This window comes from Dyella sp. BiH032 (genome assembly GCF_031954525.1).
Classification (GTDB): Bacteria; Pseudomonadota; Gammaproteobacteria; order Xanthomonadales; family Rhodanobacteraceae; genus Dyella_D.
Genome location: NZ_CP134867.1, coordinates 4,448,523 through 4,463,964 on the forward strand (window position 1 = coordinate 4,448,523; position 15,442 = coordinate 4,463,964).

The window sequence follows — 15,442 nt, forward strand, 5'->3', positions numbered from 1 at the left end:
GCATCAATTGGTCAGGTCGTTCTTAGCCGAAGCCGCGTTGCTGACAATCCCCGACAAGGGGAGCAACTGCGAGAGGAAGCGGTTCCAGCGAGTCACGCCAGCAGGCCCGACGAACACCACGTCGCCGGGGCGCACCGAAAACTGCGACGCCATGGCGAACGCCGCGGGTGACTTGGCGTCCAGCTGATAGATCGTGGCCGGCGACTTCTCCATGTCCTCCACACCACGGATCACGTACACCGCATTGCCCTTCGAGGTCGTCTCGTTGAGGCCACCGACTTTCCCCAGCGCCTGCGACAAGCTCATGTCGCTGGTCTTGAAGGGAATGGCCGCGGGACGCAGTACCTCGCCCACCACGTAGACCTCCTTGCGATCCGCATAGGGAAGGAAGATCTGGTCGCCCGGCTTGAGCCAGACGTCGCCCAACTGGTGATTGCGTGTAAGCGCATCGAGATCGAGGTGGTAGTCGCGCCCGTCGCGCGAGAGCACCATGCCAGAGAGATCGGCCTGGTCTGTGTTGATCTGCGCCGAGCCTATCGCCTGTGCGAGGCTGAGCGGCGTGACGGTAACCGGCAGGGGATCCGTCTTCACGAAGGCACCGCGCATGGTGATGCGCTGCGCGCCGTAGCTGATGACGCTCATGTCGACCTGCGGGTCTTTCACGTAGGCGGCAAGGCGCCGGGAGATCTCCTGGCGCAGATCCTCCACCGTCTTGCCCGCGGCCTTCACCACGCCGACATACGGATAGAACAGCGTGCCGTCGGCGCGCACCACGCGACCGTTCGCGCTCGGCTGTTGTTGCGAGCCGGCCGGCGAAGTCAGTTCGGGATGGTCCCAGACGGTGATGTAGAGCGAATCGCCGATGCCGACGCGGTACGGCTCGGGCTTGTAATCGCGCAATTCGTCCGGAAGGCTGGGCAAGGGATTGGACACCTTGTCCATCGCCAGCAGTTTGGGAGTGATCGGCACCAGCTCGTAGCGAGCGGCATCGATCGAACCTTGTCGCGAAAAATCCATCGCGCTCATGTGCTGTCCCGGCGCCCAGAAACAGCCGTGCAGGGTCAGGGCGGCACATGCCAACAACAACGCCCGTCGCTTGTTCATCCGTCGAGCCCTTCGATTATCGCGAACGCCGCCATGTGGCGACTGGATCCTCGGCCCCCTACCGATGACGTGTGACGTGCCCGGCCCGCGTGTTCATCACGAACGGCGGACCGACGACGCGCTCGTTGTGCGAACGCGTCGTTAAAACCGGATCAATGCGTACCGGTGGTACCTGTCGTGCCCGTGCCGCCGGTGCCGGTACCGCCCGTACCGGTGCCGCCGGTGCCGGCAACGGCCGCTGCCGCAGCAGCGCCAGGACCCGCATGTGCAGCCTTCATGCTGCCGTGGGCAGCTGCCTTGGCACGCGACGGCGAGATCATCTGTGCCGGTGTCGCAGGCTTGGCCTGCTGCTGTTCTATGAGCTGGTTCACAGTCGTGGGCTGTTGCGATGCGTTTGGCGTGTTCTGCGCAAACGCCGCGCCGGCGATCAGCCACGTCGTAGCGATGGAAACGGCGAAAAGTTTCATGTGCATCCTCTTCGGTTCGTCGCGTGAGGGAGGAGGGAGGGACAGTTGGAGCTAGTCGAATGTAGCGTCGATCGAGTGCGCATGACTGAACCAACACCAACCCGACTTAGGAGAATTCCACAAGACGTTCACCGACATCGCTTAGAGTTGCCGTTCTCCGCGAGAGTGTTCAACACACATGTCTCATCTTTGTCGCGGGAGCGTGATGCCGTGCAACGTTTCACGTTGTGCATCACAGGATCAGGTTGTTGTCATCACCGCTTCTCAGAAGCGAGCGACAATGGACGACGCACGCTGGTCATTCGATGCGAACCGTCCCCCAGGATTGCCCCGAGGAAGCCACGAAATGCATGACATAAGAACGATGCTTGCCTGCGCCGCGGCTTTATTCACATCGGCCGTGGCGATTGTCGTTCTACGCCGCCTGGCGGAGCCGCTGGGGCTGCTCGACCGGCCCAACGACCGCAAGCAGCACCTGGGCAGCGTGCCGCTGGTGGGCGGTCTGGCGATGTTCTGCGGCGTCTTCGTCGGCGCATGGTGGTACGGCGACGCCACCCAGTTCAGCCGCATGCTGCTGACCACTGCAGCCGGCCTGACCATCATGGGCTCGCTGGATGACCGCCATGAGCTGAGCGTACGCGCGCGTCTGCTCGTACAGACCGGCGCCGTGCTCCTGATGATTGGCAGTACAGACGTCTATATCCGTTCGCTGGGTACGCTCAACGGCGTTCAGCTTCAGCTGGGGCCGCTCGGCATTCCGCTGACCCTGATCGCGGTGATCGGACTGCTGAACGCGTTCAACATGATGGACGGCATCGATGGCTTGGCCGGCAGCATGGGCATGGTCGGCGTGGGATCGATCTTCGTTTTCCATCACGGTGGCGTCACGCCAGGCGTCACAGTTCTGATCGCTTTGCTTGGCGCATCGATGATCCCGTACCTGGCCGCCAACCTCGGCTTCTTCGGCAAGAAGATCTTCATGGGCGACGCCGGCAGCACGGCACTCGGCTATCTGCTGGGCTGGGCGCTGATCGATCTGAGCCAGAGCCCCAACTCCGACCTGCAACCGACGGACGTGCTCTGGTGCGTGGCCGTGCCGGCGCTCGACACGCTGGCGGTGATGTGCCGACGCATGCGCAACCATCAGTCCCCCTTCAAGCCTGATCGCGGCCACATCCATCACATCCTGCTGCGTATGGGGCTGAGCCCGCGCATGACGCTGGCGGTGCTGGTGACCGCATCCGTGCTGCTGGCTTTCATCGGCCACCTGGTCCACGCCTACGGCCAGCTGGCAAGCCTTGCACTGTTCGGCTTCCTGTTGGTGGCGTACATCGCAGCCACGACGCGCCGCTCGACCATCGCGGCCAGCCAGGCGGTTCAGCAGCGCGGGCAATGAACGGGAGCGCCCGACGGGCGCTCCGAGGCCATGTGGAACTACCTCGTCAACCTCAGCATCAGCCATCCCATCACGCAGGCATGGCTGCTCGCCGGCATCGCCATTCCCTTGCTCCTGCTGCGCCGCTATCGCCTCGGCTTCGCCATCGCGGCGATCGCGCCGCTGTGGCTGTTGCTGTGCGCGACGCCGGCCTTTACGCAGGGGTTGCAGCGCTGGCTCGAAGGTCAGTACGACGCGCGGCCGCCCGCCACGTATCCGGTCGCCGATGCGATCGTCGTGCTCGGCGGCGAAAAGCTGTCGGTGGAGACGCCGGCCGATCCCGACAGCGAAACCGATGCCCGGACACGCGTCGGCTTCGGCTACCTGCTCTTCCAAGCCGGCCGCGCGCCCAAGGTCTTTCTTTCAGGCCAAGGCGACGCCCAGCCCATGGCGGCGATCCTGGAGCGCCAGGGCGTGCCGGCTACGGCGCTGCGCCTGGAGACCGCCAGCCGCACGACTTACGAGAATGCACGGAACACCGCGGCGCTGCTCCGCGGCGAAGGCCGCCGCACGATCTTGCTGGTGACCTCGCCCGCGCACATGCCGCGCGCGGCGGCCAGCTTCGAGAAGCAAGGGCTGCGCGTGATTCCGGCCCCCGCCCTGCCGCCAGCTTCCACACGGATCGACCCATGGCAACCGCGCCGCGCCATGCTCTGGGACGCCTCGCACGCTCTGCACGAGTACATCGGCCTGTGGGTCTACCGCTGGCGCGGCTGGGCCTGACCCAAGCGATGCCGACTCATCCGCCGGGGCGTCCCGCGAATTCCACCGCGGCACCGTTCGCCACGCGCGGTACGCCCTGATCGACCCGGTTGTCGTACTCGAAAGAGCGCGCGTCCAGCCGCACGTCGCCCTTGCTGAGGCGGAACTGCTTGCCCGTGCTGAGGAATGCCATCGGCACGGGCCGCCCGCCCGCGACGGCCCGCGAGCGCCGCACCGTGTTGCCTGAAATCACCACCGAATCGATGTGGCGCGCGCTGTCCGCGGATTCGTCCTCGGAGAAATTGATGCAGGTTCCATAGATATCGCTGAACGTATTGCCGGCGACGACCAGTCCGCTCACGCCCAACACGCCGATCACCCCCATCTGGGGGCGGATGCCGATGAAAGTGTTCCCGGTGATCACGGCGTTGACGGCGTTGCGGCTGCGCGCCCCAGCCATGTCGCCGAGCCGGATCGCATCGCCGCCCGCGCCCATGCCCGGCGGCGAACGCTCGAAGATGCAGCCGATCACACGCGCGCCGCTGAGCCCCTTGATCGCCAGGTCCGTCCGTACCGAGTTGAGGAAGTGGCAACGGCGCACGGTGAGATTGTCTGGCATATCCGCCGACGTCTTGGGACGCGTGGAGCTGTCGATGCCCCAGTAGCAGTTGCGAAACTGGCAATCGAGCACCTGCCAGTCGCGGATATTGTCGCCCTTCTGGTGACCGTTGAAGAACGTGATGCCTGCCGTGTTCACCGTGTCGATGTCGATGAAACTGCAACCTCGGATCGTCACGTTGCGGTACACGCTGAAGTCGTGGTCCGGCTCGAAATCGATACCGCCCACCGAGCGCGACAGCTTGGCGTTGCCGATGTTGCGGAAGATGCAGTTCTCTACCAGCAGCCCATCGCAATCGATGATGGAAAGCCCGTTGCGATTGTCCTTCACCGCCCCGTCGAACACGCAATCGCGCACGGTGACACGCTCGTTGTGCCGTTCGACGTTGCGCAGCGTGCCTGAGCCGACGTACATGCCATCGCCGCGAAAGCCATGGAAGGTCACCCGCTCTACGGTGAGATCGGACGTGGCGTCCACCGCCAGCAGGTAGTAGTACTGCGCGTAACCGAATTCCTCCACCCGCCCGTTGAGCTTCAGATCGTGCAGGTGGATGTCGCGCATGTTGTCGGCCACCCGCGGCGTACCGCCATCCTTGAGGTAGGTGGCCAGCATGAATTCCGAGGCCAGCGAGTCGTCGAACGCGCGCAGCTCACTGGCTGCCCCTTCGCCGTACATCTCCACGCCTGAGCGCAGGTTGATCTGCTTGACTGGGTAGAGGCCGGCAGGCACGTACACGCGGCGCGAACCATCGATGGCCTTCTGGAAGGCGGCAGTGCAATCGAAGTGGCTGCGCCCGGCTTTGATGGCGGCGTGTTCTTCCTTGGGGAGGAAATCCAGTACGTTCGCCTGCGTGTCGGCCATGGCCGTTCCTCGGTGCGCGCGGCGGGTGGCGCGCTTGTGGTGTGCTGGTCCCCTGGTGTGCCCAGTCTAGGGGTATGTGTGCGTGGTGGTTTACTCGCGCATGAACCTATTCCTTGCGGTGGCTCGCTCGTGGATGCGCAGGAACTTTGGGGGTTGTGGTTGCTTTGGTTTGGCGTGCACCGAAGGGGCGAGCGTAGCGGGTCATCCAATGGCGACATCGCTCGGTCGTCGCCTCATCGCCAGTCGTGTCTCGCCCCGTGCGGGGCGAGGGTTTCGCTCTCCTGCCGGAGAGCGAGTTACTTCTTCTTGCTTGCCCAAGAAGAAGTAACCAAGAAGAAGGGCCCCCTGCGCGGCGCCCTCCGCAGCCTACGCTGCTGCGGGTGCGTTGAGGGCTGGCCGGGCTTTTCGATCGGGCATCCCTGCCCTGATCGAAAAGGCGGGGACGTCCTGTCCCCGCCCGCCTGCGGCGGCCTGATCGTCCAGCCCTCACCGCCGCGAAGGGAACCCGGCAGATCAAGAGCGCTACGGAGCGTCGCTTCGCTCGCTCTTGTTGGGTCGTTGGTTGCTTGCCTCGGTACTGCACTTCTCCTTCTCCCCGCCGGGCGACCCGAAGGTAGTCCCCGTGGGAGAGAAGGCGGGATGAGGGGCGGGGGCTCGCGACAGCCTCTCCTTCACCACAAGTAACCCAACCTAAGCAACCTGCTTCACCGGCACCGCTACCGGCCCACATAGTTCGCGATACACGTCGATCGTCCGGCGAATGACGATGCGCTCGTCGAACTCCGCATGCGCCTTCGCCCAGGCGGCTTCGCCAAGCCATTGCGCGAGTGCCGGATCGTCGTCCAGCCGGCGGATCGCCTGGGCCAATGCCTTCGCATCGCGCACCGGTACCAGCAGGCCATCCACGCCGTCCGTCACCACTTCGCGGCATCCGGGTACGTCGGTGGTGATGAGTGGTTGCGCGCAGGCCGCTGCCTCGATCAGCGTCTTGGGCAGGCCCTCGCGGTAGCTCGGTAGCGCGACGACATCCACCGCGCCGAGCAATGCCGCCATGTCCTCGACGTGGCCTAGCCAATTCACCACGCCCTCGTTGACCCAGCCGCGCACGGTCTCTTCCGGCACTGCTGCGGGATTCCCCGGATCCGGCGTGCCCGCCAGCAGGAACTCGATGCGGCGTCCTTCCGCGAGCAATTCGCGCGCGGCGGCGACGTATTCTTCAAGACCCTTGTCCCACAGCAGGCGCGCCGCTACCAGTACGCGCAAGGGGCCACCGGAACGCTCCCCGTTGCGCTTGACGAAGCGCGAGCAATCCACACCCGATCCACGCACCAGCCGGATACGGGCCGGATCCACTAGGCCCGCGCGCTCGAACAGCGCGACGTCGTCGCTGTTCTGCAGGATCAAGCGCGCGCCCTCGCCGTCCAGCGCCAGCCGCAACAATCCGCGCACGACCGGGCGCAACGCCCGGGCCTTCGCATCGGTGCTGGTGAATACGTAGCCCATGCCCGCCACCGCATTGACCCGCGCCGGCACACCGGCCAGGCGCGCGGCGAGCGAACCGTAGACGGCGCACTTGATAGTGAAGCCGTGCACCAGCGCCGGCCGCTCACGCCGCAGCACGCTCACCAGATGGCGCAGCAGCGACAGTTCGCGCAGCGGATTGAGGCTGCGACGCTCCATCGGCAACGCCTCCCAGCGCAGGCCGAGCGCCTGCAGCTTCTCGCCGTAAGGTCCCGGCGGCGAGAGCAGCAGCAGCTCGTGGCCTGCCCTATGCAGTGCCAGTGCCAGCGAGCGCCGGAAGTTGTAGAGATACCAGTCGGTGTTGGCGAACAGGACGATCTTCATGGGAGGTGGCGTCGCAGGGGGAGTGGGGATCGCTCGCGCGACTCCGCCACAGGCGGCGCAAGCGCCGGCCCGCGCGGAGCGCATTCATGCCGTTTCCCCCTGTTCGGCGCCCAGCCAGGCCTGGAACATCAGGACGTTCCACAGCTGGTGCTGCCAGTTGCGCTTGCCGCTCAGATGCTCGGCCCACACGCGCCGGATCGGCGCATGGCGCAGATAACCCTCGCGACGCAGGCGGCTTTCGTCCAGCAGGCTCTCCGCCCAATCGCGCAGCGGGCCCCGCAGCCAGCTGTCCAGCGGCACGCCGAAGCCCTGCTTCGGCCGCTCGATCAGTGATTGCGGCACATGGCGATAGAGCACTTGGCGCAACAGCCATTTGCCCTGGCCGTCGCGGATCTTCAGGTGCAGTGGCATGCGCCACGCCAGCGCCACCACGCGCGGATCGAGCAGCGGCACGCGCGTTTCCAGGCTATTGGCCATCGCCGCTCGATCGACCTTCACCAGGATGTCATCGGCCATATAGGCCTGCGCATCCATGGCCATCATCCAGTGCTCGAAGCTGTCGGTGTGCGGCCAGGCCTGCGGATCGGTCAGCAGGGTCGGCGGCTCCACCGCGCTCTGCACCAAGGCTTCCGGATCGCTCCACTGGCTGGTCAGCCGGTGGAAGAACTGCTGTCCGCTGGTGAGCGTCAGCACGTCCGCGAGCTTCTGTGCCTTGTCGCCGGGCGTGGAGACCTGCAGGCGCTTGGGCAGCAACACGCGCGCGCGCTCGTACCAGCGGTCCCAGGTCGCCGGCGGCACGGAACGGAGAGCGCCGGCGGCGGCGTGGCGCACGAACGACGGCAAGCGTTGCATGCGTTCCCACACCCGCCGCGCGGCGAGGTAACGGTTGTAGCCGCCGAACAGTTCGTCACCCGCGTCACCGCTGAGCGCCACCGTGACGTGGCGCCGCGCCAGCTGGCTGACCAGATACGTCGGGATCTGCGAGCTGTCGGCGAAGGGCTCGCAGTACATCGCCGGCAGCTTCGGGATCACGGCCAGCGCGTCCTCGGGCCGTACGTAGAGTTCGGTGTGCTCGGTGCCCAGGTGTGCGGCGACAGCCTTGGCGTGGGCCGCTTCGTCGTAGCCGTCCTCGCCGAAACCGATGGTGAAAGTCTTCACGGGCCGCCCGCTCTGCTTCTGCATCAGCGCGACGATGGTGCTGCTGTCGACGCCGCCGCTGAGGAACGCACCGAGCGGCACATCGGAGATCATCTGCGCGCCGACGCTCTCGGCCAGCTGAGCCTCGAGCGCATCGATGGCTTCTTTCTCGCTGCCGAAGAACGGCTCGGCCATGCCCGCGGCAACGACGTCGTTGTACTGCCAGTAAGGCTGCGATTCGACATCGCGCGGACCCTCCGCATGAAGCCGCAACACATGCCCGGGCCGCAGCTTGGCGATGCCGCGGTAGATGCTGTAGGGCGCCGGCACGCAGTTGTGTCGCAGCAGCAGCGTCAACGCGTCGCGATCCACCTGGGCCTCGAAGCCGTCGTACGCCTTGAGCGCCTTCAGTTCCGAACCGAACAGCAGCACGCCGTTCTGCCAGCCGTAGTACAGCGGCTTCTCGCCCAGTCGGTCGCGCGCGAGAGCGAGGCTGCGCTCCGCGCGGTCCCACAGCGCGATGGCGAACATGCCGATGCAAGCCTGCAGGCTGCGCTCCAAGCCCCACGCGCCGATGCAAGCCATCATGGTCTCGGTGTCCGAATGGCCGCGCCAGGCCGGTGCCCTGCCCTCGGCGGCCAGGCGGGCGCGCAAGTCGAGATGGTTGTAGATCTCGCCGTTGAAGACGGCAACGTAACGCCCGCAGACCGAGTGCATGGGCTGATGGCCGGCGGGCGACAGGTCGAGGATCGCCAGGCGCCGCTGCGCCAGCGCCATGCCGGCGGCCTCGTCGCTCCACACCCCGCCGTCATCGGGGCCGCGGTGCAGCAGCCGCGCCGTCATCGCCAGCGCCTGGCGCTCAAGGCGCTCGCGCGATGCGCCGCCGGGAATCCAAAGTCCAGCAATGCCGCACATCAGCCGGCCTCCGCGGTGCGCAGCACATCCGCCAGGCGTGGAGCCTGCGACGCGAGACTGTAGTGATCTTCCACCCGGCGGCGGCCGGCCTGGCCCTGCCGGGCGCGCAGCTCCGGGCTGTCGATCAGCTGCCGCAGCGCGCGGCGCCAGTCGTCGTCGTCCGCCGCGAGGAAACCGTTCTCGCCATGGCGCACGATGTCCGCGTTCACGCCCACCGGCGAGGCCACTACCGGGAGGCCGCAGGCCATGTACTGGATGATCTTGTAGCCGCACTTGCCGCGTTCCCACGGACCGTCGCGCAACGGCATGATGCCGATGTCCATGTCGGCGATGAGCGCGGCCTCGGTCGCCTCGGACCATGGCAGCACGTCCACCGCCACGCCTTCGAAGCGTGCTGCCACCTCGGGGCGCGCACCCACCAGCACCAGGCGCGCCGCGCCGCCGGCGCAGGCTTCCAGCAGTACATCGCGGATGTCGAGCGCGTAGTGTTCGGTGGCCGGCGAACCGATCCAGCCGATCACGGGCTGTGCGCGGTTCTCGTGCGACACCGGGGGATAGCGCTGTTCATCGACGACCGTGGGGATGATTTCCACGCGGCCGGCCTTTGCCCGCTCCGCACGCGCGGCCAGGTAGGGGTTGCCGGCGATCACACAGGCCGAGCGCGCCATCACGCGGTCGATCTTCCGCCCGAGCACGCGGCGGATGACCGGGCTTGGCGAGAGGTCGTACTTGTGGAACAGCGCATCGTCGTAGTCCACCACGTACGGACGCGCGTGGCGCGAGAGCATCGCCTCCAGGCCGTACGGCAGATAGGGAAACAGCTCGCCCTCGACCCAGGCCAGGTCGTGCTCGCGGCGGCGCATCAATTCGGCGATGCGTTGGCCGTAGTAGCGCCAGGCGGTGTACTTGGCCGCCTGCGGGCGACCGCCGTAGAGGTCTTCCAGATACGAATCGGGAAACAGCTCCTGCACTTCCACGTCGATGCCACGACGCTCCAGCTCGCCCAGATACTGCAGGCTGCGCAGCCGCGTGCTGGGCCCGAGCCTGGAGTAGCGGGAGAACAGGGTCACCTTCAGACGCTTCATGCGGGTGTTCGCTCCAGCGCGGACGGGTACTCCACGAACAGCGCCACCAGCGGGATGGTGTACATCCATTGGAACGCGAACGCTTCGATGTAGGGATTGGTATTGGAGGCGATGAACGCGGCCATGAAGGCGCTGAACAGGAACTTGTGGTGCGGCGGCAACTTCCGCGCGCCGGCCAGGCGAAGAATGCGCATGATGTAGACCAGGAACGGCAGCGCATAAACCAGCGCGCCGAGCAAGCCCACGCGATAGATGGTCGCCAGCCATACCAGCTCGTAGCGCCAGGGATATTCCGCACTGCTGACGAAGCTCACGCCCTTGCCGTGCCCTGCGCCGATACCGCCGTTGTCGAGGATGCCCTGGTAAAGCGACCCTGCCATGCCCACGCGAGAACTGCCGCCGCCGGAGCTGATCTTGTCGACGAAGTTGTCGTAGATCACCGAGAGACGAATGCTGGTGTAGGTCTCCAACAGGAACGCCACCGCGACGATGCCAACCACCATCGGCAGGCCCACCTTGACCAGGCGCGTCAGCGGCGTGCGCAGGCTGCGCTGGAACCCCAACGTGCGCGGCGCCAGCAGGCGGCCCAGCACCCAGCCCACCGGAATCGACAGGATCAGTGCGGAACGGCCGGAAGTCACCGCACACACGAACAGCGCCGCCAGCACGAACAGACGCAGCAGGCGGCTGCGGATCAGCTCCGGCGAGCTGAAGAACCCGCCTGCCAGGAAGATCAGCGAGCCATACACGTGCATGATGGCGCCGGCATAGCCGCCCTGCAGGTTGATGTTGGCCTCGCCCTTGAAGAAGAACGACACGGCCGCCGCGCCGTAGTGAAAGTACAAATAGAAGTACAGGCCGACGCTGGCACAGGCCAGCACGGCCAGCAGGCTGAACCAGTCCACCAGGCGCTCCGGTCCCGGCGCGCGCATCAGGCCCGCGGCGACGATCATCCACAGCAGCGGCGAAAGGATGTAGATCACCATCATCTGCGCCGCGGCCACCGGTGGCGCATCGCTCAGGTAGCCCACGGCGGTGTAGATCACCGTGACCATCGCCGTGCACACGTAGAGCGCCAGCAGCTTCTTGAAGCCCAGGCCCATGCGGAAACCGGGCAGCGCCAGCAGCGCGGTCAGGCCGAGCATCGCCGCGGTCGGCACCGGTAGCGAATTGGGTACGACCACCGCCAGCAGCAGCAGCCCGATCGCCGACAGCAGGAAGAAATGCCGAAGCGTGATGCGCCGCTCGCTGAACGGTAGCGGGCCGGGCATCGCCGGCAAGGGAGACGGAGTCGAAGCGGACGGGTTCATATGGCCACCATGTCGGCGATCCAGCGATCCAATACGCCCGCCTGCGCCACCTTGCTATAGGCACCGATGTTGCGCCTGTCCACCGGCGGCGCGGCGAGCATCCGCCGCAGGGCTTCAGCGCTTTCGCCACCGCCCTGCGTTACCAGAGTTTGTCCGGCGCCGGTCTCCGCCAGGATCGACGAGGCAGCATTCTCGACGCCGGAGACGCACACCACCGGCACGCCCGAGGCGAGGTACTCGAACACCTTGCCGGTGGCGCAGCACACGCGGTTGCCGGTGAGCAGGAGCAGCCGGTCGCAGCGCTTCATCAGCTGCAGCGCCAATCCTCGCCGTACCGGCTTGACGCAGGCGACGCCGAAGCGGGCGCGTTCCAGCGAATGCCGCTCACGTTCGGTCAACTCGCCGACGAACAGCACGTGACGCTTTGTGCGGCTGTCTTCGATCGCATTCATCAGCGATACGAAGCGTTCGAGGCTCTGCGAAGCCGACGCATCGCTGGCGCCCACGCGTCCGAAGTGGCCGATCAGCTGCACGCCCGGCGGGATCTCCCTGGCCAGGAGTTCTTCCGCTTCGCGCGCGTCCGTTTCCGACGGCGCGGCGAAGTCGTCCGGATCGAAACCGTTCGGCAACAGGCCGACGCGCCGGCCGGGATAGCGCCGCGCGAAATCCTCGACCAGCGCCGGGCTGACCGATGTGACCATGGTGGCCGCGCCGATCACGCGCGACTCGATGAGCCGGCGCGCCGCATCGGCCGCGACGCCGGGCCGGCCCAATGGTTCGAACACCAGGCCATCTCGGAAATCCTGGATGCACGGCAGGCCGTGTCGCGAGGCGAGGCTGGCCGCGGCGATCAGCGCGTCGATCGGCGAGTAGGTGCCGATCGCCACACAGCGTTCGCCCGCGGCCAAGCGATCGCGGCAACGGCGGTCGGCCTCGGCCAGCGCATTGACCAGCCACGGGCCGCCGGCGGCTGCGCCGCTTCCCGCCACGGTGAACGGCAGCGAGCGGACGAACGCCGACGCCATGCTCAACAGGGACGAGGCAAGCGACGATTCGCTCCCCACGCAATGGCCCGGCAACGGAATGACCTCTACGGCGGGCGAGCTCGGCACGATGGTGCCCGCGCCCTGTTCGCGCGCGAACACATGTACCCGGTAGCGGTCCGCATCCAGGTATTTCACGAGGCCCTTGAAGCGTTGCGCCGCGACATTGCCGGTCGCATGGTGGGCCGCGAACAGGAAGAGGTTGACCTTGCTCATTGCACTCCATTCCGGCGCAGCCCCGGCGGCCATCCCGCCATCCGCAGCCGCATGCCTTGCATCGCCTTCGCGCCAGCCTGTGCCGCCAGCGCGATCGAGGAACGGAACCAGACCAGCGCCATGAGACCCAGCCCGCCCCAGATCATAAGAAAGAGCGCCCGATGGCCCTCGCCGAACAGCACGAACGCCACTGACGTCGCGGTAACGGCCGTGGTCGCCACATAGAGCCGCAAGCGGGGCACCGGCCGCCAGACGCGGCAGGAGAACTCGGTGCGCACCACCAGGAACAGCAGGAAGGACACCGCCGTGGAGATGGCCGCGCCGCCGGCGCCGAAGCGCGGCACCAACAGGTAATTGCCGGCGATGTTGAGCGCAGCGGCGAGGAAGGAAGCGAGCATGGAATACATGCTGCGGCGCGCGAGACTGATACCCACCGCCGCGCACTCCGACAGCGCATACAGCAGCGGGGGCGTGAGCCCCGCGGCGACCAGGTATTGCACGCGGTCATAGGTCGAAGGCAGCAACCACGCCAGCACCCAGGACAGCAGGCCCGTGGCGACGAAGATCAGCACCACCGCGGCGAGCAGATGATCGGTGACCGCGTCGATCTTCGCCTGCGCGTCGCCTTCGGCCGCCCAGCGATAGACCGTGGGCGCCCACACGGTGGAGAAGATGCTGGACACGATGCCGGCCGCTGCCGCGATGCTCGCCGCCACCGAGAACACGCCCAGCTCGGTCAGCGTCGACATCTGGCGCAGGAAGACCCGGTCCATTGCCATCAGCGCCCAGGAGGCGACGCCGCCGAAGATCAGGGGGAAACCGAACGCCACCAGCTGGCGCAGACGCGCGCGCTCCAGCCGTGCCGACAGCGCCGGCACCCAGGCGTGGCGCGTGTTCCAGGCATACGCGAACATCACCGCGACGATGGACACCGTATAGGCGGCCAGCAGCATGAGGAACGTGCGGCGCGGCACGGCCAGCGCATACGCCGCCACCAGCACGAGGAACAGCAGCTTCGGCAGTACCTGACTCATCGAGAAGGCGAAACCCTTCTCCTCCATGCGCAGGATCACCGACAGGAAGCGCGACACGAACGTGGCCAGGATGGATGCCGCCGCCACTACGCTCAGCACGCCGTCGTCGGCTGCGAACAACGCCTCCGACAGCAGGCCCGGCTTGGCGACCAGCATCCCGGCGACCATCGCTCCAAGCGCCACCAGTCCGGGCAGGACGGCAGCCTTGAGCAGGGCCGGCTTGTCGGCGCTCTCGTGATATTCGCGCGCATAGCTCTGGTCCAGCCCGAAGGTGAACAGGATCACCGCAAAGTTGGTCGCCACCTGCAGCATGGCGATGCGGCCGATGTCCTCGGCACTGAAGAACCACGCCAGCATCGGCAAGGTGACGAACCCCACCGCGGCCGAGCCCAGCGGCCCCAGCGCAAAACCGAGGAGCTTGCTCCGATTCATGACCCCGCCACCCGTCGAAGCGGCATGGCGCCGCCCTCTTCCACGGGCGCGCGCCCGGCGGCCGCGTCATAGGCATCGCGCAGACGGGCGATCACCGCGGCTTCGCCGAAGCGGGCCAGGCTGGCGCGGCGGATTTCCGCGGCGTCGTAGCCGACGATGTTCCGCCGCAATTCGCGCAGCGCTTCTGCCAGCGCGGCTTCGTCATCCACCGGCACCAGCAACCCGTCGCGCGCGGTGACGATGTCGTCCGGCCCGCCGCAGCGCGTCGCCACTACCGGCCGCCCCATGGCCAGGGCCTCGACGATCGCGACGCCGAACGTCTCGTACCTGCTCGGATGCACCAGCGCTTGCGCTCGCGCCAGTTCCTCCGCTACCTGCTGGCGGGTCAGTGCACCCAGGAAGCTCACCCGGTCGGCGATGCCGAGCTGCACGGCCAGGCGCTCCAGCCGCGCACGCTCGGGCCCGTGCCCCCCGACGCGCAGACGCACGTCGCGATCGTCGGCGAACCCGCGCGCGAAGGCAGCCAGCAGCAGATCGATGCCCTTGTTCTCGTTCAGGCCACCGACCGTAAGGAAGGTGAAGCCGTCCGCGGAGCCTTCCTCCAGCGACCGTTCGCCAAAGGAGGCATCGACGATATTGGGCATGACCTCCCACGCGCCATCGGCCGCGTCGAAATAGCCCTGCAGGAAGCGCGCGAACGCCGCGCTCACCGCGAACCGGCGGCGCGCGTCGCGTGCCGCGTCGCGGGCGATGCGCGCCTGCGCCGGACTGACCCGGCCGCGCGGGTACATCGAGCTGTGCTCGGTCAGCACGTACGGCAGGCCTTCGCGCAGCCATAGCTGCCGCGCCAGCGCACCGCCATAGAGCGCAGCATGGGCGTGCACCACGTCGGGCCGGCCGAACTCCGCCTCGTAGCGCCGGTACAGCTTCAGGCCGTGACGCACCCACCAGCGACTGGCGGCGCTATGCAGGAGCGGGAACGGATTCACGCCATACGAGCGCAGCACCGGCATGCCCTGGTCGAACTCCCGGCTCACGCCGCGCGCACCGATGGGACCGCGCCATTGGCGCAGCGACCGCAGCTGCGGGTAGATCACGCCGACCTTGCAGCCGTGCCAGTGCAGGGCCAGGGCCTGCTCGCGGAAGAAACTGCCATTGATGTCGCCCGGCCTGGCCGGATACCACGACGGTATGACCAGGACGTGCACGTCGCCGCGGGCGGAAGGGGTGCGCATGC

General features: G+C 67.0%; 12 protein-coding genes. 2 read left to right on the forward strand and 10 right to left on the reverse strand.

The features are described 5' to 3' along the window. Positions 1–3 precede the first annotated feature (3 nt). Positions 4–1,104 carry a polysaccharide biosynthesis/export family protein gene (locus RKE25_RS19550; RefSeq protein ID WP_311839752.1) on the reverse strand — a complete coding sequence of 367 codons (1,101 nt, stop codon included), beginning with the start codon at positions 1,102–1,104 and terminating at the stop codon, positions 4–6. Positions 1,105–1,256: 152 nt separating this feature from the next. Next, complete coding sequence (locus RKE25_RS19555; protein ID WP_311839753.1) at positions 1,257–1,571, reverse strand: hypothetical protein; 315 nt, start codon at positions 1,569–1,571, stop codon at positions 1,257–1,259. 400 nt (positions 1,572–1,971) lie between these two features. Between RKE25_RS19555 and RKE25_RS19560 the strand changes: the two genes are divergently transcribed. Together RKE25_RS19560 and RKE25_RS19565 are read left to right on the forward strand one after the other, a co-directional pair. After that, entirely contained in the window at positions 1,972–2,967 is a 996-nt protein-coding gene (locus RKE25_RS19560) for an undecaprenyl/decaprenyl-phosphate alpha-N-acetylglucosaminyl 1-phosphate transferase (RefSeq protein ID WP_311839754.1), read from the forward strand. A 30-nt stretch (positions 2,968–2,997) separates the two neighbouring features. Beyond that, complete coding sequence (locus tag RKE25_RS19565; RefSeq protein WP_311839755.1) at positions 2,998–3,729, forward strand: YdcF family protein; 732 nt, start codon at positions 2,998–3,000, stop codon at positions 3,727–3,729. Between the two features lie 16 nt (positions 3,730–3,745). On the opposite strand, the gene RKE25_RS19570 is transcribed toward RKE25_RS19565, so the two are convergent. The 8 genes from RKE25_RS19570 to RKE25_RS19605 all read right to left on the reverse strand — a co-directional run bounded on the left by RKE25_RS19570 (position 3,746) and on the right by RKE25_RS19605 (position 15,440). Continuing rightward, a complete protein-coding gene (locus RKE25_RS19570) occupies positions 3,746–5,188 on the reverse strand; it encodes a right-handed parallel beta-helix repeat-containing protein (protein WP_311839756.1) in 1,443 nt (480 codons plus the stop codon). A gap of 690 nt (positions 5,189–5,878) precedes the next feature. Next, positions 5,879–7,033, reverse strand: a complete 1,155-nt coding sequence (locus RKE25_RS19575) for a glycosyltransferase family 4 protein (RefSeq protein ID WP_311839757.1) — start codon at positions 7,031–7,033, stop codon at positions 5,879–5,881. A gap of 84 nt (positions 7,034–7,117) precedes the next feature. After that, positions 7,118–9,085 (reverse strand): asparagine synthase (glutamine-hydrolyzing), encoded by a 1,968-nt coding sequence (gene asnB / locus RKE25_RS19580; protein WP_311839758.1) that lies wholly within the window; start codon positions 9,083–9,085, stop codon positions 7,118–7,120. Next, positions 9,085–10,170 carry a glycosyltransferase family 4 protein gene (locus RKE25_RS19585; protein ID WP_311839759.1) on the reverse strand — a complete coding sequence of 362 codons (1,086 nt, stop codon included), beginning with the start codon at positions 10,168–10,170 and terminating at the stop codon, positions 9,085–9,087. The genes asnB and RKE25_RS19585 overlap by 1 nt, the downstream gene beginning before the upstream one ends. After that, positions 10,167–11,480, reverse strand: a complete 1,314-nt coding sequence (locus RKE25_RS19590) for a hypothetical protein (protein WP_311839760.1) — start codon at positions 11,478–11,480, stop codon at positions 10,167–10,169. Before RKE25_RS19590 ends, RKE25_RS19585 begins: the two co-directional genes overlap by 4 nt. After that, positions 11,477–12,739 (reverse strand): glycosyltransferase, encoded by a 1,263-nt coding sequence (locus tag RKE25_RS19595; RefSeq protein WP_311839761.1) that lies wholly within the window; start codon positions 12,737–12,739, stop codon positions 11,477–11,479. Before RKE25_RS19595 ends, RKE25_RS19590 begins: the two co-directional genes overlap by 4 nt. Further along, a complete protein-coding gene (locus tag RKE25_RS19600; protein ID WP_311839762.1) occupies positions 12,736–14,205 on the reverse strand; it encodes a lipopolysaccharide biosynthesis protein in 1,470 nt (489 codons plus the stop codon). Before RKE25_RS19600 ends, RKE25_RS19595 begins: the two co-directional genes overlap by 4 nt. Then, a complete protein-coding gene (locus RKE25_RS19605) occupies positions 14,202–15,440 on the reverse strand; it encodes a glycosyltransferase (protein WP_311839763.1) in 1,239 nt (412 codons plus the stop codon). The genes RKE25_RS19600 and RKE25_RS19605 overlap by 4 nt, the downstream gene beginning before the upstream one ends. Positions 15,441–15,442 lie beyond the last annotated feature (2 nt).